This window comes from Staphylococcus sp. URHA0057, assembly GCF_000620265.1.
GTDB lineage: Bacteria > Bacillota > Bacilli > Staphylococcales > Staphylococcaceae > Staphylococcus > Staphylococcus pasteuri.
Genome location: NZ_JHVS01000010.1, coordinates 31,713 through 57,070 on the forward strand (window position 1 = coordinate 31,713; position 25,358 = coordinate 57,070).

A 25,358-nucleotide genomic window follows, 5' to 3' on the forward strand; every position below is an offset into this window, starting at 1 on the left:
TGTGAAAGGGGAGTCAATTTAAAATTTTATTAGTATTTTTAGTTTTTTAAAACACTAAAATTGTTTATTTATTGTAGTTATAGTTTTAACTCTAAATTGAGTATTACACTTGTGACAGTATATTGAATGTATTGTTAATATTTATTGAATAAAAAGTGAATATTTTATTAAATTTATATTGTAACCGTTTCCATTTCGTGCTATTATTATTAAAAATTGTAGCGCTACAAGAAATTTTTAAGTTGTTTCTTAGTAGTTTAATCATAGTCATCTTGAAGGATTTCTGAAACTGAACGACAACACTTAGAGACAACATATTTAATAAGGGAAGTAGGAAAAGAAATGAATAAGAAAAGAAGTAACGTTCGTTGGGGCTTCGCAATTGCATTCTTCTTGATCGGAGTTATTGCATACATGGACAGGTCTAATATTTCTTATATTGCTGTTCCAATGATGGAAGATTTGCATTTGTCAAAAGCTCAATTTGGTTTATTGGCTTCATTTTTTTCACTAGGTTATGCATTAATGCAAGTACCTTCTGGGATGTTAGCTGAAAAATTTGGACCACGTAAAATGATTACAATTGCATTGGTATGGTGGAGTGCTTTTACTATATTTACAGGTATGATTAAGCATCATGGTTTATTATATTTTGTTAGATTTTTATTTGGTGTAGGTGAAGCGCCAATGTATCCTTCTAATGCAGTATTCAATTCATTTTGGTTCGCAAAAAATGAAAAAGGACGAGCTTCAAGTGCTTTATTAGCAGGTTCGTACTTTGGCCCTGTATTAGCGCCAATTGTAACTATAGCTATCGTAAATGCATTTAACTGGGAAGCGGTATTTTATATTTTTGGTGCAATAGGAATTGTAATGGCAATACTTTGGGCAATTATTGCAAAAGATTTACCTGAACAACATAAAATGGTCAACGAGGCTGAAAAACAATTTATTATGCAACATAGAGATATTGTAGACACAGACAAATCGTTACCACCTTGGAAACGATTCTTAACTCACTTTAGTTTCTATGCAATTGCAATTCAATACTTTGTTGTTCAATTCGTTATCACTCTGTTTTTAATTTGGTTACCTACATATTTAACAGAAGTATATCATGTTGATTTTAAAGATATGTCAATTAGTTCTCTTCCATGGTTATTAATGTTCTTCTTAATACTTAGCGGGGGAGCAATTTCAGATAGAATTTTAAACACTGGCAAATCACGCTTTGTCGCTCGTGGTGTTATTGCTATTATAGGATTTATTGTATTTTCAGCGTCAATGTTCCTTGCAGTACATACAGATAGCCTTTATGTTACTATTTTCTGGTTATCATTAGGACTTGGTGGAGTTGGTATGTCTATGGGTATGAGCTGGGCGGCAGCTACTGACTTAGGCCGTAACTTCTCAGGTACAGTATCAGGATGGATGAACTTATGGGGTAATATTGGGGCATTAACAAGCCCATTGTTAGCAGGAATATTTGTTGAAAGTCTAGGATGGACTTTAACATTTGAATTGTTAGCAATTCCTGCAGTAGTAGCAATTATAATGTGGTTCTTTGTTAAACCTGATAAACCATTAGTTATTGATGAACATAAAACAATAGAATAGTAGATATTAAAAAGAGCAATAAATGAGATTTGATATAGTAATGTACTATATCAAATCTCATTTATTGCTTTTGATATTTTGTTAAGTACATAATATCTTAATAAGAAAGGTGTGTTTTAAATGATGATCATTAATGCAAAAATTAAAATATTAGAAGAAAAACGAGACGAATATTTAAAATTGATGGAAAGTTTAGTTGAAGAAACAAGAAAAGAAGATGGAGTCTTATACTATAGCCATTTTGAAGATGTACAAGAACGTAATACATTTGTGGTAGTTGAAAATTATATTGATGAAGCAGCAATCAACTCACATATGGAGTCTCCACATTTCCAAAACTTTAATAATAAAGTTAAAGAGTATGTTGCAGAAGAACCAGTTATAGAAATTGCCCAACAAATTAAATAAATTTGGTAGATAAAATATAATGGGAAATAGTAATCAAATATTAATGAAAGTGATATAATAGTATGTATCATTGATGGATTGTGAACAATACATCTAATAAGTTAACGCTATTGAGAGCGGAATAACGCTGATTTCAAATCAATGAAATGAGAAACATTCCGTTCTTTTATTTTGTTTAAAATCAATAAAAAGGAAAGGAGAGGACATATTGAAGAGTTTTATACAGCTAGTCATGACATTTAATAAATCAAAAGTTGATCCATATAAAGGGTTAAGACAAGGATTATTAATGATTATCCCGGCTCTTTTAGGATATTATTTTGGCTTTTTCTCTTTTGGTATATTAATTGCCACAGGTACATTAGCGCATATATATGTCTTTAAAGGAGCACCAAAATCACAAATTAGAATTGTAATACTTTGTTCTTTAGCGTTTGTAGTATGTATGATGCTTGGAACATTGACAACAGCACAACCAATTATATTTGGTATCTTGCTATTAATTGTTACAGTAGTACCATTTTATATATTCACTTCTCTCAAAATAGCAGGCCCTTCATCTACGTTCTTCATCGTAACGTTCTGTTTACCGATGAACTTACCTATTGCACCTGACCAAGCACTAATTAGAGGGTTGGCTATATTAATAGGTGGAATATTAGCGACATTAATGGTGCTATTAACTATTTATATTAAAAAAGAAAAAGCTGAAGATAGTGCAATTAATGCAGATTTCAAAGTAATTCAAGATATGATGGAAAATTACAATGATCCAGAAGCATTTAAAAAAGTTGCAAATTCAGCAGTATCTGCATTTAAAGCGTCAGATAAACTACTCATAACGTCATCTGCGAATAACGATAAAATGAGTTCACGATTTCAAAAATTATTATTAATTCATACTTCAGTTCAAGGTATTTATTCAGAATTATTAGAGCTTAATGAAAAAAAATATACGACCATTACCTAATGATTTAATTGAAATGTTGAATTTCATTATCAATAAAGTAAAACATCCAAAAACTAATCATCAAACATGGAAAAAAGAAATCAATGTAAGTTCTGAATTTGAAAATTTATTAAATCATATACTAAAAATAGATGAAATTGCACATGCTGATTCTAATCATATCGAACATGAAGCGAAAATTAGAACACCTTTATATAGTAAGCGTATTTTACAAAATCTAACATTAGATTCTATTGTATTTAGAAACACATTGAGATATACAGTCATCATGTCAGCAGCAATATTCATAGCTTTATTCTTTGGATTTGATAAAGCATACTGGATTCCATTATCTGCTCATACCTTATTGGTAGGAACATCAACAATTCATTCATTAGAAAGAGGTACTGCAAGAAGTTTTGGTACTATATTAGGTGTTATAGTGCTTACAGGAATATTAGCATTTTCTATTCCAACACCATTAGCAATTATATTAATGGGATTAGGCGCTGGAATTACAGAAATGTTTGTTGGTGCAAATTACACGTTTGCGGTCATATTTATTACAATTCAAGTTATCTTATTAAATGGTCTTGCTTCACAAAACCTATCTATTAGTATTGCATATCCAAGAATTGTAGACGTAATTATTGGTGTAGCTATTTCTACTATCGGCCTATTTATATTAGGTCAAAGAACATCATCAATATTGTTACCAAATACAATTGCAGAAGTTGTGAGAAAAGAAGCATCGTTCTTCCATTACTTATTCTCAGAAAACAAGTATCATAATAAAGAAGAAGAAAAAAATCTTAATCTAGGATTATCAGTTAGATTAAATAATATGACTCAAATGTATAATGCAGCGAATGGTGAGTTGTTCAGTAATAAAAAAGTAATCCAATACTATTATCCAAGTATATTTGCGCTTGAAGAAATTAGTTTTATGCTTAGTAGGGCGCTTAGTGATAATCATCGTTCAAGAATAGATGATCAATTAATGGGGGAATATTTAGCTACGTTTGAAAATATTGCTAAACATTTCGAATTACAATCACATCTCGAAGTAAAAGAATTAACTGATTTACCACAGTATAATTATATTAAGTCTGGTTTAATGAAAATACAGAAAAACAGTCAAAAAGCACGTGAAGATGCCATTGAAGCAGGCATATTAGGAAAGTAGAGTAGTCTGAGGGTTGTCTAACCGTAGTATGACGTCATAGTGGTTAAATAGTTAGTATTAGTGGTAATACTAATATATAAGCAAATTAAACTGGAGATGAATACTATGCCTTGGACAATGGATGATTACCCACAGAGTTTAAAAAATCTTGATGAATTAGAACGTAAAAAAGCAATTGATATAGCTAATGCCATGTTGAAAGATGGTTATAAAGAATCAGATATTATCCCAATTGCTACGAAACAGGCTGAAAAATGGTACAAAGATGCTTCTAAAGATGATTTAAATGAATTGAAAAATAAACACATTACACAACATCAAACAGATCAGTCTGCAAACCCAGAATTAAATGAAGAACCTATACACGTTTACTTTGAAGACAATGAGTGGAAAGTAAAAACAGAAAAGGCTAAACAAGCTTCTGATACTTTTCAATATAAAAAAGATGCAGTTAAGCGAGCACAAGAAATTGCAGAAAATAAAAATACGAAAGTAATAGAACATCAAAAAGATGAATAGAGAAAAAGTCTAGAAAGGCTATCCTCAAAATGAGGGTAGTCTTTTTATATTGGATGCGACTAAAGTAGGGAGTGCAATTATTTCTTCTTCTTTATGAACTTAGTTATAATAAAATTGATAAAGAAGTTGGAGGAAATAATATGTATGTAGAGAGAAAACCCTCATTATATCTAGAAGACTTAAGAACAGAATTTAAAAATAGTTTGAATACATTTAAAAATAGCGATGAAGCTTTTGATATTTTAGTAGGCTTTGTTGAGTTAGATCATATTTATTCATCAGCACTTAAAGAAATTAGTACTAAACTAAGTATATTAGATGATAACTTTAATCATATGTATAAACATAACCCTATTCATCATATGGAACGTCGTGTGAAAGAAATGGGTAGTTTAGTTGGAAAGCTAAAACGCAAAGATTTGGAAGTAAGTGCTGAAAGTGCCAAAGAAAATATTATGGATATTGCTGGTATAAGAGTTATATGTAATTACTTAGATGATATTTATGTAATTGAAAAAATGTTATTAAAACAAGAAGATGTCAAATTAATCAAACGTAAAGATTACATTGAACATCCTAAAGAAAATGGCTATCGAAGTTTACATATTGTTGTAACGATTCCTGTATTTTTAGCTGATTCTGTAGAAGTAACACCAGTAGAAATCCAGATAAGAACAATTGGTATGGATATGTGGGCAAGTTTAGAACATAAAATCCGATACAAAAATAATACAGATACTGAAAAATATAAAGGACTGTTAGAACAATGTGCAACAGAAATAACAGATGTTGAAAGAAAAATGCAGCAAATTCACTCAGAAATCTCGGAAAATTAAACAGAGTAATGAAGTGTAGTATATTTTATTCAAAGTTAATGACTAAAATATACTACTTTTTTGTATAAGATTATCGAAAATAATAACCACTACATCAAAATAACTGGTTAGTGAAAATAACATAGGTAACTTAAAAGTTTCGATTAAATGGAGAGACTTATAATAATTAGTAAGCGTTTGCAAAACGAGGATACATATATTAATATACTTGTATACAAGTATAAAGGCAACTGGAAATTGAGGTGTAAGATATGACATATGGCTATCCAGAAAGTTGGAAAAGACATTTAACTACAGGTGAATCAATCGCGGCTGAAATAAGATTAGGCATTATTAATGGTGACATTGAATCTGAGACTTGGTTAACAGAAAATCAAGTTGCTAAACAATTTAATGTAAGCCGATCACCTGTTAGAGATGCTTTTAAACTATTACAAACAGACCAATTGATACATTTAGAACGAATGGGTGCACAGGTTCTACCTTTTGGAGAGCAAGAAAAGAGAGAGCTATATGACTTACGTTTGATGTTAGAATCGTTTGCCTTTTCAAGGTTGAGAACACAGGATACACAAGCTATCGCAAAGGAAATGAAAAAGCAGTTAGAAATGATGAAAGTAGCCGTACAATTCGAAGATGCTGAATCATTTACAAAACATGATTTCGAGTTTCATGAGGCAATGATTTTAGCTTCTAATCATCAATATCTAAAAACCTTTTGGTACCATCTTAAACCTGTCATGGAATCACTCATTTTATTGTCTATGAGACGTAGAATGTTACAAAATCCGGAAGATTTTGAACGTATTCATCGCAATCATAACGTTTTTGTGGAAGCGGTTGATAATAAAGATTCAGACAAATTAAGAGAAGCATTTCATTTAAACTTTGATGATGTTGGAAAAGATATAGAAGGATTTTGGTTACGATAATTTTTTTGAGAAAGTAGGGGAAATGATGAAATATATGATTGGAGTCGATATAGGGACAACGAGTACTAAGTCAGTGCTATATGACGAAAATGGACAATTTATAATGAAGCATAACATTGGATATGAATTACATACACCTAATGTTGATGTCTCTGAAGAAAATCCAGACGAACTATTTGATGCAGTCTTAATGACAGTGAAATATGTGGTAAGGGAAGCAAACATAGCAAAAGAAGATATTAAATTGATTTCTTTTAGTGCACAAATGCATAGTCTTGTAGCTATGGATGAAAATCATCATAGATTAACTGAAAACATTACTTGGGCAGATAATAGAGCAAGCAAATACGCAATATTAATCAATAATCAATATAATGGATTAGATATTTATAGAAGAACAGGCACGCCAATCCATCCAATGTCACCGTTATCAAAAATTTTCTGGATGAAACACGAACAACAATCTACTTTCGATAATACTGCCATGTTTGCTGATATTAAGACATATATTTTATATCAATTATTTGAGCAATATGTGATTGATCATTCAATGGCTTCAGCAACAGGTATGTTTAACCTTGAACAATTAGATTGGGATGATGATGTACTCAATTTATTAGGTATTTCACGATTTCAATTACCAGAGTTGGTACCAACAACACATATTTTAACTGGAATGAAAAAACGATATGCAACTTTAATGGGCATTGATGAAAATACACCAGTCGTCATAGGGGCAAGTGATGGCGTTTTATCAAATCTCGGTGTTAATAGTTATCAGCAAGGTGAAGTAGCAGTCACTATCGGAACGTCTGGAGCGATAAGAACTGTTATTGATAAACCGAGAACAGACGAAAAAGGACGTATATTTTGTTATGTGTTAACTGATGAACACTATGTTATTGGTGGGCCAGTAAATAATGGTGGCGTTATTTTAAGATGGCTTCGAGATGAAATATTAGCTAGTGAAGTTGAAACGGCTAAAAGACTTGGTGTTGATCCATATGATGTACTAACACAAATTGCAAGTCGAGTTAAACCTGGAGCAGATGGTTTAATCTTCCATCCATATTTAGCAGGTGAACGAGCACCGTTGTGGAATGCCGATGCAAGAGGGTCTTTCTTTGGACTTACATTATCACATAAAAAAGAACATATGATTCGTGCTGCATTAGAAGGCGTTTTATATAACTTATATACTGTATATCTTGCATTGATTGAAGTGATGAAAGAAACACCAAATGAAATTAAAGCAACAGGTGGATTTGCGAAAAGTGAAATATGGCGTCAAATGATGGCAGATATTTTTGATACACAATTAAGTGTACCTGAAAGCTATGAAAGCTCATGTCTTGGTGCTTGCGTTCTAGGTATGAAGGCACTAGGAGAAATAGATGATTTTTCAATAATTGAACAAATGGTTGGAACAACTCATGAACATCAACCTGATCCGAATACAGTAGACATTTATCAACAGTTAGTCAAAATATTCATTAAGATTAGTCGTTCATTAACAGAATCTTATAGTGAAATTGCAGATTTTCAACGTCAACATATGGATTAATTGATTTCATAAAATATCTTAGCACATAGACAGTATTTAATTGCAATGTAGCCATGTCACTTTTGAATTCGAGCAACTTTATTGAGAATAACACAGAAAAGGAAGAAGGGACTGCCATGTTTGGAGAAATTTGGCCACTAATTAGCGTTGTTTTAGGAATTATCATTTTATTAAGTTTAATTATATTTTTAAAATTGAATACCTTTATTGCTCTAATTATTACATCGATAATCACGGCATTACTACTAGGAATGCCACTCAATAAAATTATGGAAACTGTTGAAAACGGAATGGGTAGCACATTAGGTCATATAGCTTTAATTTTTGGATTAGGTGCTATTTTAGGAAAGTTACTTTCTGATGGTGGAGGCGCGACAAGAATCGCTGATACATTAATCGCAAAGTTTGGACAGAAACATGTACAGTGGGCGATGCTTATTGCAGCATTCATCGTTGGTATAGCATTGTTCTTTGAAGTAGGACTAGTCTTATTAATCCCACTTGTATTCACAGTAGCTAAACGTGCAAACGTTTCTATTTTAAAACTAGGTTTACCAATGGTAACAGCTTTATCTGTGACACATGGATTCTTACCTCCACATCCTGGACCAGTTGTTATTGCGAAAGAATTAAAAGCAAATCTTGGTCATGTATTAATGTGCGGAATTATTATTTCAATTCCAGTCACTTTAATAGCAGGCCCATTATTTAATAAATTTGCACAAAAAATCATTCCTTCAGCATACTCACGTGAAGGAGATATTTCAGCATTAGGTGCACAAAAAGAATTTACTAATGAGGAAATGCCAGGATTTGGTATTAGTATTTTAACTGCAATATTACCAGTTATATTGATGCTGATTTCAACAATTGTTCAATTGGTTACTGGACATGATACACCTAAAAATAGTGTTGAGTCGATCATTTATCTAATTGGTAATGCGGGTACTGCAATGCTTATAGCAGTTATCTTTGCAATATTTACTATGGGAATACTTCGAAAAAGAAAAATGGAAGATATTATGGAATCAGTCACACAAGCTATATATCCAATTGGTATGATGTTGTTAATCATTGGTGGTGGCGGTACATTCAAACAAGTTCTAATAGATGGCGGTGTTGGTGACACAATCGCAAAAATGTTTGAAGGTACACATATGTCCCCAATTTTACTCGCATGGATTGTTGCTGCAGTACTTAGAATCGCATTAGGGTCCGCTACTGTTGCGGCTATCTCTACTACAGGTATAGTCATGCCATTACTTCAAGCGTCAGATACCAATGTTGCTTTAGTCGTACTAGCTATTGGTGCAGGTAGTGTTATCTTATCTCATGTCAATGACGCTGGTTTCTGGATGTTCAGAGAGTATTTTGGATTAACAGTTAAAGAAACTTTCTTAACTTGGTCATTACTAGAGACAGTTATTTCGGTATCAGGCATTATCTTCATCTTATTTATTAGTTTATTCGTATAAAATATTTATAATTATACCGGCTGGAGACAGTCGGTATTTTTGTATGGATTTATAAAAGGTCGCAACAAAAACTGATATATTTCTTGTCTGTCTAAACCATTTTTGAATAACTGTGAAGCATTGATATAAAAGCTTTGAAAACTTAATGGTATACATGAACTGAAGTTCATGCATAAAACCTTCTAAGTAATCAATTACTAAGAAGGTCTAATGTGCAGGGATGATAATGATAACAATAGATATTACTATACATATCATTGTATATTTACCGGTTGTGGTAACTATTACATTTATTGTTATGTGGTTTATCAAGCACATTCGAGCAAAAAAATAAACCCGTCTTACTGCAATAAGACGAGTCTAAAAGCTGTTTGTGTAGAACATATGAATTGAGTTAACCCTCAAAATATGTTGCTTAGTTTTTCCACCTAGTAAACACTCTAAAAGTTGCTAGGTGTAATATTATACTTAAATTATACTATGATATGAAGATTAAGGTAATAAGTTTGAGTGTAAAATACTACTAGTTGACTTCAAATAGTAGGAGATATAGTAATAGAAATCCCAAAATCCTAATGAACAATATATTGTTTTAAATATAAAAAATTCTCACATTAATTTAATGTAAAATATTAAAATGATGTAAACTATGCACATTGTGGTATTAATGATAAAATGATGTTATACATTAGCAGTTATTCTTTTAAAAAAGGGGTAGTAGAGACTTTGAAACAAATAAAAAAAGCAATTATTCCAGCAGCTGGTTTGGGTACTAGATTTTTACCAGCAACAAAAGCAATGCCGAAAGAAATGCTTCCAATTCTAGATAAACCAACTATTCAATACATCGTTGAAGAAGCATCAAGAGCAGGTATCGAAGACATTATTATCGTTACAGGTAAACATAAACGTGCGATTGAAGACCACTTTGATAACCAAAAAGAACTAGAAATGGTATTAGAAGAAAAAGGTAAAAATGATTTATTAGAACGCGTTCAATATTCAACCGATTTAGCTAATATCTTTTACGTTAGACAAAAAGAACAAAAAGGTTTAGGTCATGCCATCCACACAGCACGTCAATTTATTGGCGATGAACCATTTGCAGTGTTATTAGGCGATGACATTGTTGAATCTGAAACACCTGCGATTAAACAATTAATGGATGTCTATGATGAAACTGGTAAATCTGTCATTGGTGTGCAAGAAGTAGCACCAGAAGATACACACCGTTACGGTATCATTGATCCATTAGAACAATCTGGATTACGTTATGAAGTTAAAAAATTCGTAGAAAAACCTAAACAAGGTACAGCACCATCAAACTTAGCTATAATGGGACGTTATGTATTAACACCAGAAATCTTTGACTATCTTGAAACACAAGAAGAAGGCGCAGGAAATGAAATTCAATTAACTGACGCAATCGAACGTATGAACACAGAAAGCCAAGTGTACGCATATGACTTCGAAGGTGATCGATACGACGTTGGTGAAAAATTAGGATTCGTTAAAACAACGATTGAATATGCATTAAAAGATAAAGACATGAAAGATGATTTAAAAGCATTCATTAAACAATTAGACTTATAAAGCAAAAAGGCATCAATCACAATGTATAGTGATTGATGCTTTTTCAATATTATTTTAAAACTTTGATAAAACCTTGATTAGCAGTTAAATAATAACCATCTGTTGTTTTTAATCTAGGTGTTAACTTACTAGTAAATTCGATATCAATAATATCTATTTTTGTGCCTTTTTCTAAAGTCTTAACTGGATCTTTCTTAAAACCTACATCCTCATATAGCTTACATTTCTTAATTACTTCAACAGATTTCGGAGTGTTTGTAATATAGCCTTCAATACTATCAAGATTGATTGGTGTAACAAAATCTTGATTAGCAGTTATATAACTTCCATCCTCTGTAACCAATCTAGGAGTGCCTTTATCACTTTTATCCATATGGATAATACGAATACATTGGCCTTTATTAATATCACTTATTTCGTTTATAAAGTTTGCTTCTTCATACTTCTTAAACTTTTGCAATGCGACAACATGCTTTGGTGTATCAGTTAGATATTGTTTCATGTTTATGTCTTCATCTCCATCTTTGTATGAGTGAAATGCTAATGATAAGTTCTGACGTTTTAAATAATTATAATCGCTATAATGAGGTGGTGTAGCTTTTACTAAACACTTCTCAAAATCATTATAAGTGATTGAAATATTAAAGTCAGTATTTTTAAAGAAGATATCTTTATGTTTAATATAAAGTGATTGATTTGTCCACTCATATTTGACGGGTTTAATGTATCGTTCGTCGTGAATTTTAATTAGTTCGACGGAATTTATTTCTGTTTCTGCTAATTTAAAAATCTCAATTTCATCGTATAATTCATCTTTAATATAATATGTACCTCTAAATATAGGCACACAATCGAGTGCTAATTCAGGTAAATGTTTTAAATCTTCAGGATACATGTAGTACATAGTATTTTCTTTAATATACTTACTAACTTTTGCATCATTCAATAAAAAGTTGATTAATGATTCTAAAATATTTTTATTTTGTTGATAAGCGTCATAAATACGTTTGAATTTATCAGTAATAATTAAATCATTCATATTGTAACCTGCATTAGTAATTAAAGACTCTACTTTATCAAACTGCTTATAAAAGAATGATTTATCTTTTGATTTATTAAATGTCTTAGTTAATAAAAATCTAGAAATAAAATCAATTTCCACTATTCTACTTAAAATTTTAATCATAATTCCATTTTCTATATCCATCTTTAAGACATGCTCAAGTATATTTAAATTTAATTGTGATTTCTCTAACATGTTAGTGTCATTAACTAGAGAGTCATTTAGTTCGTAACGGTTTACATGATATACAGGTTCAGTGGTCATTGATGCTGAATGGCATAAAGGTAAAGTTTCAAAAAAGAATAATTTATCTTCCCCATATTTCATATGTTTAAAGGTAATATGATGATCTAACAAAATAGAACGTTTGTAAATTTTACCTGGTGGTCCTACAGCACGAAATATTTTGAAAATATCACTTGGAACTAAATTATCATCCTGTTTATATGACGCAAAACGAGCAATTTTTTTAATGTTTTCATTAGTATGTTTATAACATTGACCAAATCCAATATCTGATTGATGACTGTTCACTTGTTCAACAAATTTAGGGAAACCTTCAGTATCTAACCAATCATCAGCATCTAAGAAAGTAACATAATCACCTTGTGCTTTTTTAATACCTAAATTTCTTGGAACCGTAGGACCACCAGAATTTTCATCTAGTTGGTACGTCTGAATAAAGTCATATTTTTCGTTATATTGTTTTAGTAATTCATATGATTTATCTGTGGATACATCATCTATGAATATTGCTTCAATAAGCGTTTTATCTATTTTTAAGTCTATCAAAGATTGAATACATGTTTCTAAATATGCTTCTTTATTATATACAGGTACAATAATTGAAATAAGCTTTTGAATAATACTCTCTCCCTAATTAGTGTTTTGAAATTGTTATTTTTATGACTGAATAATATATTTGAAAATCACTAAAAGTATAGCACTATCAATTAAAATATCAAAATATTAAATAATTAAATGTGCGGTATAATAAAAAGCTTCTCCATTGATTGGAGAAGCTTCTTATTATTTATCAAAAATAAATGAATTTATTTTGTTTGTAATATTATCAAAATCGTCATGTGTTAATGATACATACAATTTGATCTTAGGTTCAGTACCAGAAGGTCTTAATGCAATAAACCCTTCTTTGAAGTAAATTTTAAGTACATTTGCTTTAGGTAACGTAATAGAAGAGGTTTGATTTGTTTGGAAATCAACTTTTTCTCCTGTTTCATAATCTTCAATAGCAATGACATCTAATCCATTAATAGAACGTGGTGGGTTATTTCTATATGTTGTCATAATATCATCGATAATTGCTTTGCCTTTTGCACCTTCAAATGTATGAGAGAATAATTTGTCATTGTGGTGTCCTACTTGTTGGTAGATATCTTCCAACTCATCTTTTAACATACGTCCTTCATTTTTAAGTTCAGAAGCATATTTAATAATAAGCGGTACGATCTGAATCGCATCCTTATCTCTTACGAATGGACCAGCTAGGAAACCATAACTTTCTTCATAACCAAGTAAGTAATTTTGATCATCAGACATATTTCTAATTTCTTCAGCAATATATTTAAAGCCAGTTAACACTTCTTTGTATTCTACATTATGATAACGCGCTAATGACTTAGCTAGTTCACTACTTACAATAGATTGAATCATAATTCTATTGTTTAAGTGTGCTGTTTCATTAATACGATAATTTAATAATAGGGCACCAATTTGGTTACCATTAAAGTAATGAATATTACCGTCTGCATCACGCTCTGCTATACCTAAACGGTCAGCATCTGGATCAGTACTAATTAATAAATCAGCTTTAATTTGATTTGCAAGTTCAATGGATTGATCAAACGCTTTATGATCTTCTGGATTTGCACTTGCAACAGAACTGAAGTTAGGATCAGGTTTACATTGCGCTTCAACTAAATTAAATTGATTGAAATTTAACGTTGTCAAAATGTCAGGTACAACAGGTACGCTTGTTCCATGTAAACTTGTAAACACCACTTGTAAATTTGATTTAGGAATGTCACCGACTAATTCCTTAATGTGTTCAAAGTATGATGTTCTTACGTCAGTTGGGACTGTTAAAATGTTTGATTGTTGTTGTTCATTTAATTCAGGTAGTTCAATGTTAAGTGGATCACCTAAATCGTTAATATAATCACTTAGCTCGGCAGATGGTTCTGTAGACAGTTGTGCACCGTCTTCACCGTAAACTTTGATACCGTTATAGTCTTTAGGATTATGACTTGCAGTAATCATGACACCCGCATCTGCTTCTAAAAATCTAACAGCATAAGATAAATCAGGTGTTGTACGGTATGTATCAGATAAATAAACTTTGATATCATTACTAGCTAAAATCGTTGCGATAATTTGAGCGAATTCCGGTGACAAATGTCTTGTATCATAATGAATCACTGCTACTGGTGATGTGTGTTTGGATTGTAAAAACTTGGCTAAGCCTAAAGCGACTTTAGATACAGTAAATCGGTTTAAACGTCCTTCTCCAAGTCCTAATTTGCCTCTTATTCCAGCCGTACCAAAAGCAAGTGTTGTTTCAAAGCCTTCTTGTTGAACTTCAGTTGATTGGTTCTCATAAAAGTCTTTAACTAAACTTTCATCAGCTACTTTAGTCCAATTATCTTTCATAATATAAAATTCCCCTTTAAAAAATAATCGCGTTACATCTAAATTAATTATTTTAAATCATTATCAAACGGGTATATTGAATACAGATGTACGCATGTAAGTTAATCTTATTATATAGTACATTTATTGTAAGTTACATTAAAAAGATATAAAAAATGATGAGAAAAATTCAAAGTTGAAATTTAAGTATTTATGACAATATTAAAAAATAAGTGTTTATCAATTATTTTTTAATATCAAAAGTCTATACTTTGTAAATGTTGTCTCATATAATTAGCATATCAAATATAAATGGGGATTAAATATGATTAATACAATTACAAGCACATTGCCACCAGTCCATGGGGGAAGAACTAAAGCGTTATTAAAACGAATCAAGTTTTTAGATGAGGAAATGAATATCGTTAATAAGATATATACTACAAATTATAATGCTAATTATAAAGAAGTATATGATGAATTTTTAAAAAAAGGTTTTGTAACTAAAAATACAGAATACGAAAATTTATATGATTGGCTTTCAGATTTTAAATTATTATCTATACCAACGACAAAATTTAAGAAAAAACCAATTTATAAAGAAAAAGATAAAGAAATTGAAGGACTACAAAAGAAAGAATTTAAAGATGGTAATGTCGTTCGTTATTATGATGGAGATACGTACGTTCTTTATAGAAGATATTATGAAGGTACTAATATTGTAGAATTCGAAGATGTTATGTCTCCTGTATCTAAGAAAAGAATTGAACGTCATGAGTACAATGTGTATGGTCAACTTCATAAAATTAATTATTTCTCTAGTAAAACATACTTTAAAATATTAGAAGAATACTACGATACAGAAGGACAAATTTATTGTAAGAAATTTTATGATGCTAGTGTAGATAAACGTATCGATTTTATTCAAATATTTAAAGACAATAAATATTTACGCTCATTTAAAACTGAAAAAGATTTATTTGAGTATTATTTCAACCATCGCTTTAAAGACGGAGATATCATCTTTAATGATGCTAGAGTATTAGATAAACCAATGCTTAATCAAATACCTAAAACTAAAAACGTTCTTGTATTCCACAATAGTCATTTAGATGGAGAAAATGTAAAAGGCTCATACAAAACTGCGCTAGGAAATGCTGATAAAGTAGCTCAATATTTATTACTTACTCAAATGCAAAAAGATGATATTCAAAACTTGTATGATATCGATGACAATAAAATATCTGTTATTCCGCATTTTATTGAACCATATCCTGAATCAGATCAAGTTGAAAAATTAGACCGATTTGTATTTATTGGTAGATTAGGTTTACAAAAACAAATTGACCACTTAATTAAAGCATATAAACAATTTCTATCTTATGGTCATGATACTGAATTAACAGTGTTTGGACCAGATGAAGCCAATCAAAAAAAATTAATGTTAGATTTAATAAAAGAGTATAACCTAGGTGATAAAGTAAAAGTATATAACTATACTAATAATCCATTGGATGAATTTAGAAAGTCTAAAGCTTCATTATTAACTAGTAAGTATGAGGGCTTTGGTTTAACAGTAATGGAAAGTATAGAAGTGGGCTGTCCAGTTATTTCATATGACGTTAGATACGGTCCAAGTGAAATTATTGATGATGGCGTTAATGGTTATTTAGTAGAACCAGATAATATTGAAGAATTTGCAAAATACATGGATAAAGTAGTTAGAGAACCACTAACACATGTTGCTACAAAAGCAACACTCAAACAAGAAAACGCCGCAGCCAACTTTAAAAAGTTGTTTGATAAAATTAAATAGAAAGATTTTGAATCCGGACAAGTGAAGAACTTGTTCGGATTTTTACACTTCTGATTTCAATGAAATTTCTATATTTTTATTAGTTAACTTACTGCTTTTAAATTATTTGATAGAATGTATATATAAATTTGATAGAGAAGGTGAAATATATGAAAAAAGTGATAAATGTAGTTGGAGCAATTATATTTTCTGATAATAAAATTTTATGTGCTCAAAGAAGTGAAAAAATGAGCCTACCTTTAATGTGGGAATTTCCAGGTGGAAAAGTTGAAAAAAATGAATCAGAAGAAGAAGCCTTGATTAGAGAAATTCAAGAAGAAATGAAATGTGATATTTCTATTAATGAAAAATTGACAACTACAGAGTATGAATATGATTTTGGTATAGTTAACTTAACAACCTTTAAGTGTCAATTAAACCAAGATGTTCCTACTTTAACTGAACATAAAGAAATAAAGTGGTTACCAATTAACCAGCTTAATTCATTAACATGGGCTCCAGCAGATATTCCAGCGGTTAAATTAATAATTGAAGGAGAATAGCTATGAATAGATTAATTGAAGATTTCACACAATCTTTACATAAAGGATTTATAGATAAAAATGTTTCGCACCAAGGAAATTTTACTCCCAAATTATTAATAAATAATAAAAATGAAAATGTTTTATCTACAATAGTTCAAGAGTTACAAAAGTGTATATCTTTTAGTATTTCAGTAGCATTCATTACTGAAAGTGGATTAGCTAGTTTAAAATCCATATTATATGATTTAAATCGTAAAGGAATAAAAGGGAGAATATTAACTTCCAATTATTTAGGATTTAATAGTCCTAAAATGTATAGTGAATTATTAAAATTAGAAAATGTGGAAGTACGTTTAACTGATGTAGAAGGGTTTCATGCAAAAGGGTATATTTTTGATCATGAAAATTACTCTTCTATGATCATTGGTAGTTCAAATCTAACCTCTAATGCATTAAAAATTAATTACGAACATAATATATTGTTATCAACTCATAGAAATGGTGAATTAGTACATAATATTAAGTCACAATTTAATGACCTATGGGATAAAAGTATATCCTTAACTCAGAAATGGATTGATGATTATAAAGAGACTTTTGAATACAAGTCAATAAAACAAATATTTGAATTACAAAATCAACAAAAAGTGTTGAATGATAAATATAAAAGCGTATTTAATATTCAGCCTAATAAAATGCAGAAAGAAGCATTAAGTTGTCTGGATTCACACAGAAAAGAAGGAAAAGATAGAAGTCTTATTATTTCGGCTACAGGAACAGGGAAAACAATATTGTGTGCATTAGATGTTAGAGCGTTTAACCCAGAAAAGTTTTTATTTATCGTACATAACGAAGGTATTTTAAATAGAGCCAGAGAAGAATTTCAAAAAGTAATGCCTCATATTGATGATAATGAATTTGGTTTACTTACTGGTAAACACAAAAACGTTAATGCAAAATATTTGTTTGCTACTATTCAAACTTTATCTAATAATGAAAATTTTAAAGCATTCTCAAAAGAACATTTTGATTATATTGTATTTGATGAGGCTCATAGATCTGCTGCTTCGAGCTACCAAAGAATATTCAACTATTTCACACCCAAGTTTATGTTAGGTATGACAGCTACACCAGAAAGATCTGATGATCTAAATATATATGAATTATTTGATTATAATGTAGCTTTTGAAATTAGATTACAAGAAGCATTGGAAAGTGAAATTTTATGTCCCTTTCACTATTTTGGTGTTACTGATTATTCAATTGGTGGAGAAATAAGTGAGGAAGTTGCAGATTTAAAGAATCTAACGTCAGATGAACGATTGCAAAATATTTTAGATAAAACTAACTATTATGGTTATTCTGGAGAAGAACTTAAAGGGTTAATTTTTGTAAGTCGAAGAGATGAAGCATATGAATTAGCGCAGAAATTAACCGATCATGGAATACCTTCTGTAGGATTAACAGGAAAAGATAAAATTGAATTAAGAAGTACCACAATTGAGCGTTTAAAAAATGGAGAAATTAGCTATATTATAACTGTAGACTTATTCAATGAAGGTATTGATATTCCTGAAGTTAATCAAGTCGTAATGTTAAGACCAACTGAATCAAGTATCATATTTATTCAACAATTAGGTAGAGGATTAAGGAAAAGTAACAATAAAGAATACGTTACAGTTATTGATTTTATTGGGAATTATAAAACGAATTATTTAATACCAGTCGCTCTATCAGGAGATCAGTCTCAAAATAAGGATAGTTATAAAAAGTTTTTAACTTCTAATAGTGAATTAAACGGTGTGTCTACAATAAATTTTGAAGAAATAGCTAAGAAAAAGATTTATGATTCTTTAGATGCAGTTAAATTAAATCAGCCTAAATTGATAAGAGAAGCCTATGAAACAGTTCAGAATAGAATTGGTAGACTACCTATGTTAATGGATTTTATTAGACAAAATTCAATTGATCCTAGTGTTATTTTTTCTAAATACAAAAATTATCATGAGTTTTTATTAAAAAATAAATACATAGAAGATAAAATCAATCTTAATGAATTTAAAAACTTAACTTTTTTATCAAGGCAACTAACTCCAGGTTTAAAGAAAGTGGATATTTTAGTATTAGAAGAAATATTGAAAGGCCCCATATTCATTAAAGAATTATTAGAGAAAATGAGAAAATTAAACGACGATATAATTGAAAAAGATGTAATAACATCCCTGAAAATTTTAGACTTCTCATTATTCAAATCAACAATTGGTGATACTTATGGTGAACCACTTATAAATATTGAAAATGACAAAATTCAATTAACAAAAGAATTTTCCAACTCATTAAATAATCCATTATTTTTAAAATATATTTTTGATTTAATAGAACTGTCTAAATATAATAATCGTCGATATCAAGATAGTGGAAATAGGATGATTATTTATAATAAATATTCCCGTGAAGATTTTGTTAAACTGCTTAATTGGGATAGTGATGAGTCGGGAACTATAAATGGCTATAAAATGAAACATCAAACTTTACCTATATTTATCACTTATGATAAACATGAAGACATAAGTGATAATACTAAATATGAAGATGAGTTTTTAAGCCAAGATGAGTTGAAATGGTACACAAGGTCACCAAGAAAAATCCAATCTCCAGAAGTACAAAATATACTCAATCATGTGGAAAATAATGTAACAATGTATATTTTTGTAAAGAAAAAAGACGATGATGGTAAGTACTTCTACTATCTTGGAACAGCTAATTATATTGAAGGGACAGAAGAGGAAGATATAATGCCTAACGGAAATTCAGTTGTAACGATGAAATTATCTATGTATCAACCAGTTAGAGATGATATTTATAGGTATATTACTTCTGATTAAATATAATGAACTTTGATTGGAATGTTAGAATTTTTAAATTTTGGTGCAGGAACAGCGGACTTCCTAAAAGTGCTTGCAAAATATATCGAAAATCCATACCTGCTTATTTTATAGATTGAAAAATAATATTGATATAGCTATATGTCTTGGTACATCTTAAAAGATGTTATCAAGGCATATTTTTATTAAATAAATACAAATTGGTCTATTACAGTCAATATATTTGAATTTCAGAGTGTCTCATTTTAAACTTGCTTAATAAATATACTTTTTATACTCAAAATCCACAAAATTTAACTAATAAAAAAGTGAGGCTTTTAAAATGAATCAACTCAATTTTAATATAAACGAAGCTATTCCTAGTATGACAATCAAACCGATTTCTTTACCAACGCCAACTGAACGTGGTGATGAATTACAAGTGAAAGTAAGTATGCCGTCTGAAGGTAACAATTTACCTATCATTTTATTTGCACATGGATTTGGATCTTCAATGCACGCATATGAACCTTTAACTGACTTTTGGGCATCGCATGGATTTGTTGTCATTCAACCTACATTTTTAGATTCAAGAACGATTGGCATGTCTCAAGATGATCCTAGACAATCAAACTTATGGCGTCAGCGAGTGGAAGATGTTAAAACAATTTTAGATCATTTGGGATATATTGAGACTCAAGTCCCAGGTTTGAGTGGACGATTAGACACGAGTAAGATTGCGACAGTTGGTCACTCATTCGGTGGTCAAACAGCAGGTAATTTATTAGGACTTCAAGTGATTGATCCGATAACTAAAGCGACAACAGATTATTCTGATGATAGAGTGAAAGGCGGAATTTTATTAGCAACTGCTGGAGAAGGTGGAGACAAATTAACACAATTTGCGAAAGATAACTTTTCGTTTTTAAATCCAACCTTTGAACATATGACTAAACCAGCTTTAGTTGTAGTGGGAGATAAAGATCAAAATCCATTAACTAGTATAGGACCTGAATGGATGGAAGAACCGTATTATTTAAGTCCAGGTGAAAAAAGTTTATTAAAATTATATGAAGCGGAACATTCATTAGGTGGTATAGCAGGATATGAAGCCAAAGAAACGACTGACGAAAATCCTGAAAGAATTGACTTACTACAACATACAACATGGGCTTATTTAAGAAGTGTTTTAGATATCGAGCATGATAGTTGGAATATCGCTCAACAAATAATTACTAACAATACAGACCAAGCAGATATTCAATCTAAAAATGAATAACATAAATTATTAGCTATCATATTAGTCTTTTACTGGAAAAAGAACAACTATATCATAGATAATATGATTAAAAGAAAAAGAGGAGCATTAAACATGAATAATAAACAAAACATGAATCATGCCATTGTCCTAGGTGGCGGAGGGTCACTAGCAATTGGATGGCAATTAGGATACTTATCAGCACTTTCTAAAGAAGGTATTGATGTTCGTAATGCAGATTTAATTATAGGTACATCAGGTGGTGCTCAGGTAGCTACTGGTATTACGTCTAGTAAAAGTTGGGATGAAATATTTGAAGAACAAATTGCTCCGAAATCAAACGAAGAACCACCACAAAGTGATATGTCCCATATCTTCACGAGATATGCAGACATTGAAAAGAATTCATCAACACCAAAAGAGTGGATAAAAGGCTATAGTGAATATGCATTAGAGTATGACAAATTTGATGAAAATGAACATATTAATCGATTGAAAAATAGAATTAAAGTCAACCAATGGCCTGAAAATTTGATGATTACGGCTGTTGATGCACAAGCGAAATCAAGAGCAGCATTTACTACAGAATCCAATGTAGATATTTATAGGGCGATGGCAGCAAGTGGATCACTTCCAGGTGTTTGGCCAACAACAACAGTTAATAATAGCAAACATTTTGATGGCGGTTGTCACTCAATGGAAAATGCAGATTTAGCAAAAGGAGCTAAAAAAGTCTTAATTTTATCAACAAATTTACCGATCAACACACCATATAAATTGGAAGATGCGATAAATGAATTAGAACAAAATGGTGCTGAAGTTAAGCTTATTACCCCAAGTAAAGAAGTATTTGATAAATTAAATGAACTTGGTGGCAATACTGTAGATCCATCTATTAGACCAGATATGGCTAAATTAGGCGAAAAGCAAGGTCAATCAGATTCAGAAAGTATTAAAACTTTCTGGAACTAGTATCTAGTATTTAAAAGAATAAATCATAATCTATCGAGATGAAAATAGGTTAGAAAAGTGTAACGACACTTTCTCTAATTCAATTTTTTATCTCGATTTTTTAAATTTTTATAAAAACAAATTTTATACTTGCATATTACAAATAAAAGGAATAGAATGAGCAACATCAAATAAATAGTTAGATATCTAATTAAATGACAAATGCATTGAACATAAATATATAAATAATAAGTTGAGGAGTGATGAAGATGGAAGATGTAAAACGTATTGGAATTATTGGTGGAGGACCTGGAGGACTCATGCTTGGTCTATTATTACAACAACAAGGACATACCATTTCTATTTTTGAAAAAGCAGATTCGAATGTGAATAGAGATCGTGGTGGTTCACTTGATATTCATGACGATAGTGGGCAACTTGCTTTAAAAGAAGCAAATATTTATGAACAGTTTAAACAATTAGCCCGATACGAAGGTGAAGACACTAAAGTTGTAGCTAAAGATGGAACGGTATTATTTGAAGAAGATGCAGAAGGCGAAGGTTCTCGACCTGAAATTGATCGTGGTGAGTTGTGTGATATTATTATGAATCAGTTAGAACCTTCATCCATTCAATATGGTTATACTTTTAATACATTAACTCAATTGGAAAATGACCAAGTTGAAGTTTCATTTAAAGAAGGAAATAAAGAAACATTTGATTTAGTTATAGGTGCTGATGGTGCATTTTCAAAAGTGCGTTCATTTATTTCAGATGTAGATGTTGAATATAATGATATTTCAATGGTCGAATTAAATGTGAATAATGTTAAAAACGACCATCCTGATTTAGCTCAATTCAATAAAAACGGTAAAATGATGGCATTAGGTGACAACAAAGCAATTCTAGGACAACTTAATGGAGATGGACGAATTAAAGTCTATATGTCTTATTTAATGGATGTAGATAAACTTGATGATTACAAAGCTTTATCAAAAGGAGAAATTAAACAGCAATTATTAAAAGACTTTGCGGACTGGTCACCAGAATTAAAAAAATATATCGAGTATGCCAGTGATGATATGCTACTTAGACGAATTTACAAATTACCAATCGGTTTTACTTGGGAAAGTAATGGCAACATCACTTTAATGGGCGATGCAGCGCATTTAATGAGTCCGTTTGCTGGTGAAGGCGTTAATATGGCATTGTACGATGCATATTTATTAGCGAGTGCCATTAAAACATCTCAAGACCTTAAATCAGCTATAGCTCAATATGAAGAAGAAATGTATGGAGTTTCTAAAGAAAGTGCACAAGAATCTCAAGATAATTTAGAAGTGATGTTCAGTGATACTGCCGCTGAACAAATGGCAGCATTTTTCAATTCAGTAATAGAATAAACAATAAACGTAGATATTGAATTGGAATTGTAATTTATTATTGATGTAATTCTAAAAATATGACTTATTTCATGAATTTAGACATTAATTTCACAGATTTTGAAAAGTGATAAATTTGTGAAAATAATCACAAAATGCTTTTATTTTCTGAAAAATGGTGTAGTATATGAATTGTAAGGAATAAGACATGTTGGAGTGATAAAAGTGAGAAAAGTAATTGAAGAACTTGTATTCTCTGATGTAAGCAGTTATGAAATTTATGTCAATACAGGTGTTAATCAAGGTATAATTGGTGACATCAAAGATGGCTATTTAACTATCGATTCAATCCCTTATATTGATGCAGAAAGATTATACTACTATGGCTTAGAACGTAAAACATTAGTAACAAACTAACAATAATTTTTGACTCCTAATCAAAAAGCAATTGATTGCCTTCGTTGGTGAGCAATTGAAGGCAAATACATTATTATACCCCCATATAATTCTGGAAAATGCTACAAAATAACCTGAGACCAATTTAAAGGTCCCAGGTTATTTTTATCATATTATCTAGCATTACTTTTTTCTTCAACTTGTTTAAAGTTCTTCTTAATTCCATTATAAGCATAGACTTGATTGAACAATTTATTTTTAGCTTTATCTACACTTGAGTAAGGCATTCTTACGTCACTCATTTTAGATAATTCATGTTGGAATTGTTTTTCAGTTGATTTTCTCTCAGCAATTGACATTTCTAACCATTCTTCTTCACTAAATAATTCTTCGAAGCGAAATTCAAATGCAGTACGGTTATTTTGCTCTCTTAATTTTAATATGCGATCGTGAAAAGTCATCGTATCCCCCCTATAATTTGAAAACATGTATGATAGTTACATACTAACTTTATAACTTATATATGATTTTTACAAACAAGATTTTTTATAATCACAGGAGAAGATGTGATTTTGTTAAAAGAACAAAGGTTTAAACGTGTAACTTTGTAGGTAATTATAAAAATAGTGATTAATAAGAAGGAGTTTTAAAATATGAATGAATTAAACAATAAAGTAGCAGTTGTTACTGGTGCAGGTAGTGGCATTGGTGAAGCAATTGCAACAGCACTTGGTAATAATGGTGTTAAAGTCGTATTAGCAGGTAGAAATACGGATAAATTAAATGCTGTAGCGACTCAATTTGAACAAGGAAATGTCAAAGTTGTTGCGACAGATGTTACAGATAAAAGAGAAGTTCAACAATTGATTGACACAGCTAAAGATACATTTGGCAGATTAGATATTGTTGTTAATAGTGCCGGACAAATGAAATCATCTAAAATTACTGATTACAATGTAGATGACTGGGATTCAATGATTGATGTAAATGTCAAAGGTACATTATATACAATTCAATCAGCATTACCTACATTGTTAGAGCAATCAAGTGGACATATTATTAATATCGCATCTATCTCTGGCTTTGAAGTGACGAAGGGGAGTGCAATTTATAGTGCGACAAAAGCCGCTGTGCATTCCATAACTCAAGGTTTAGAAAAAGAACTAGCTAAGACTGGAGTTAAAGTGACAAGTATTTCTCCAGGTATGGTTGAAACACCATTAACTGAGCATTACGATTTCAATGGACGTAAAAAATTAGAAGCACAAAATATTGCAGATGCAGCGATTTATGCATTAACTCAACCTAGCCATGTCAACGTAAATGAAGTGACGGTTAGACCAGTATAAATTCATTTCAATAATTTGGATAAATAA

Annotated in this window: 19 protein-coding genes and 1 pseudogene; 17 read left to right on the forward strand and 3 right to left on the reverse strand. The window is 30.5% G+C overall.

Features of this window, described 5'->3' with window-relative positions:
- Positions 1-342 precede the first annotated feature (342 nt).
- From N524_RS0107165 to galU, 9 genes and pseudogenes are all read left to right on the forward strand, one after another.
- Complete coding sequence (locus N524_RS0107165; protein WP_017636539.1) at positions 343-1,617, forward strand: MFS transporter; 1,275 nt, start codon at positions 343-345, stop codon at positions 1,615-1,617.
- A 120-nt stretch (positions 1,618-1,737) separates the two neighbouring features.
- Positions 1,738-2,025 carry a putative quinol monooxygenase gene (locus N524_RS0107170; RefSeq protein ID WP_017636538.1) on the forward strand — a complete coding sequence of 96 codons (288 nt, stop codon included), beginning with the start codon at positions 1,738-1,740 and terminating at the stop codon, positions 2,023-2,025.
- A gap of 289 nt (positions 2,026-2,314) precedes the next feature.
- Positions 2,315-4,160: pseudogene (locus N524_RS12805) on the forward strand (FUSC family protein).
- 105 nt (positions 4,161-4,265) lie between these two features.
- Positions 4,266-4,679 (forward strand): DUF2188 domain-containing protein, encoded by a 414-nt coding sequence (locus tag N524_RS0107180; protein ID WP_029056102.1) that lies wholly within the window; start codon positions 4,266-4,268, stop codon positions 4,677-4,679.
- Between the two features lie 140 nt (positions 4,680-4,819).
- Entirely contained in the window at positions 4,820-5,515 is a 696-nt protein-coding gene (locus N524_RS0107185) for a GTP pyrophosphokinase (protein WP_017636535.1), read from the forward strand.
- A 251-nt stretch (positions 5,516-5,766) separates the two neighbouring features.
- The gene (locus N524_RS0107190) at positions 5,767-6,447 is read left to right on the forward strand and encodes a GntR family transcriptional regulator (protein WP_029056103.1); all 681 of its coding nucleotides are present in this window, start codon (positions 5,767-5,769) and stop codon (positions 6,445-6,447) included.
- A gap of 25 nt (positions 6,448-6,472) precedes the next feature.
- Entirely contained in the window at positions 6,473-8,011 is a 1,539-nt protein-coding gene (gntK, locus tag N524_RS0107195) for a gluconokinase (RefSeq protein WP_029056104.1), read from the forward strand.
- Between the two features lie 116 nt (positions 8,012-8,127).
- Positions 8,128-9,486 (forward strand): gluconate:H+ symporter, encoded by a 1,359-nt coding sequence (locus N524_RS0107200; protein WP_029056105.1) that lies wholly within the window; start codon positions 8,128-8,130, stop codon positions 9,484-9,486.
- Between the two features lie 726 nt (positions 9,487-10,212).
- The gene (gene galU, locus N524_RS0107210; RefSeq protein ID WP_029056107.1) at positions 10,213-11,079 is read left to right on the forward strand and encodes a UTP--glucose-1-phosphate uridylyltransferase GalU; all 867 of its coding nucleotides are present in this window, start codon (positions 10,213-10,215) and stop codon (positions 11,077-11,079) included.
- Between the two features lie 49 nt (positions 11,080-11,128).
- On the opposite strand, the gene N524_RS0107215 is transcribed toward galU, so the two are convergent.
- Both N524_RS0107215 and N524_RS0107220 read right to left on the reverse strand, forming a co-directional pair.
- Positions 11,129-13,009, reverse strand: a complete 1,881-nt coding sequence (locus N524_RS0107215) for a glycosyltransferase family 2 protein (protein WP_183998751.1) — start codon at positions 13,007-13,009, stop codon at positions 11,129-11,131.
- A 162-nt stretch (positions 13,010-13,171) separates the two neighbouring features.
- Positions 13,172-14,812 (reverse strand): phospho-sugar mutase, encoded by a 1,641-nt coding sequence (locus N524_RS0107220; RefSeq protein WP_037555640.1) that lies wholly within the window; start codon positions 14,810-14,812, stop codon positions 13,172-13,174.
- 304 nt (positions 14,813-15,116) lie between these two features.
- On the opposite strand from N524_RS0107220, the gene N524_RS0107225 reads away from it, so the two are divergent.
- The 7 genes from N524_RS0107225 to N524_RS0107255 all read left to right on the forward strand — a co-directional run bounded on the left by N524_RS0107225 (position 15,117) and on the right by N524_RS0107255 (position 24,003).
- On the forward strand, positions 15,117-16,607 hold the full coding sequence (locus tag N524_RS0107225) for a glycosyltransferase (RefSeq protein ID WP_029056110.1): 1,491 nt from the start codon (positions 15,117-15,119) through the stop codon (positions 16,605-16,607).
- 149 nt (positions 16,608-16,756) lie between these two features.
- Positions 16,757-17,149, forward strand: a complete 393-nt coding sequence (locus N524_RS0107230) for a (deoxy)nucleoside triphosphate pyrophosphohydrolase (RefSeq protein WP_029056111.1) — start codon at positions 16,757-16,759, stop codon at positions 17,147-17,149.
- 2 nt (positions 17,150-17,151) lie between these two features.
- Complete coding sequence (locus N524_RS0107235) at positions 17,152-20,016, forward strand: DEAD/DEAH box helicase (protein WP_029056112.1); 2,865 nt, start codon at positions 17,152-17,154, stop codon at positions 20,014-20,016.
- Between the two features lie 322 nt (positions 20,017-20,338).
- On the forward strand, positions 20,339-21,274 hold the full coding sequence (locus N524_RS0107240) for an alpha/beta hydrolase family protein (RefSeq protein ID WP_029056113.1): 936 nt from the start codon (positions 20,339-20,341) through the stop codon (positions 21,272-21,274).
- Positions 21,275-21,367: 93 nt separating this feature from the next.
- A complete protein-coding gene (locus tag N524_RS0107245; RefSeq protein ID WP_029056114.1) occupies positions 21,368-22,225 on the forward strand; it encodes a patatin-like phospholipase family protein in 858 nt (285 codons plus the stop codon).
- Between the two features lie 242 nt (positions 22,226-22,467).
- Entirely contained in the window at positions 22,468-23,607 is a 1,140-nt protein-coding gene (locus N524_RS0107250; RefSeq protein WP_029056115.1) for an FAD-dependent oxidoreductase, read from the forward strand.
- A gap of 204 nt (positions 23,608-23,811) precedes the next feature.
- Complete coding sequence (locus N524_RS0107255) at positions 23,812-24,003, forward strand: hypothetical protein (protein WP_002450408.1); 192 nt, start codon at positions 23,812-23,814, stop codon at positions 24,001-24,003.
- A 152-nt stretch (positions 24,004-24,155) separates the two neighbouring features.
- On the opposite strand, the gene N524_RS0107260 is transcribed toward N524_RS0107255, so the two are convergent.
- On the reverse strand, positions 24,156-24,443 hold the full coding sequence (locus N524_RS0107260) for a DUF1413 domain-containing protein (RefSeq protein WP_029056116.1): 288 nt from the start codon (positions 24,441-24,443) through the stop codon (positions 24,156-24,158).
- 192 nt (positions 24,444-24,635) lie between these two features.
- Between N524_RS0107260 and N524_RS0107265 the strand changes: the two genes are divergently transcribed.
- A complete protein-coding gene (locus N524_RS0107265) occupies positions 24,636-25,331 on the forward strand; it encodes an SDR family oxidoreductase (protein ID WP_017636432.1) in 696 nt (231 codons plus the stop codon).
- Positions 25,332-25,358: the final 27 nt, after the last annotated feature.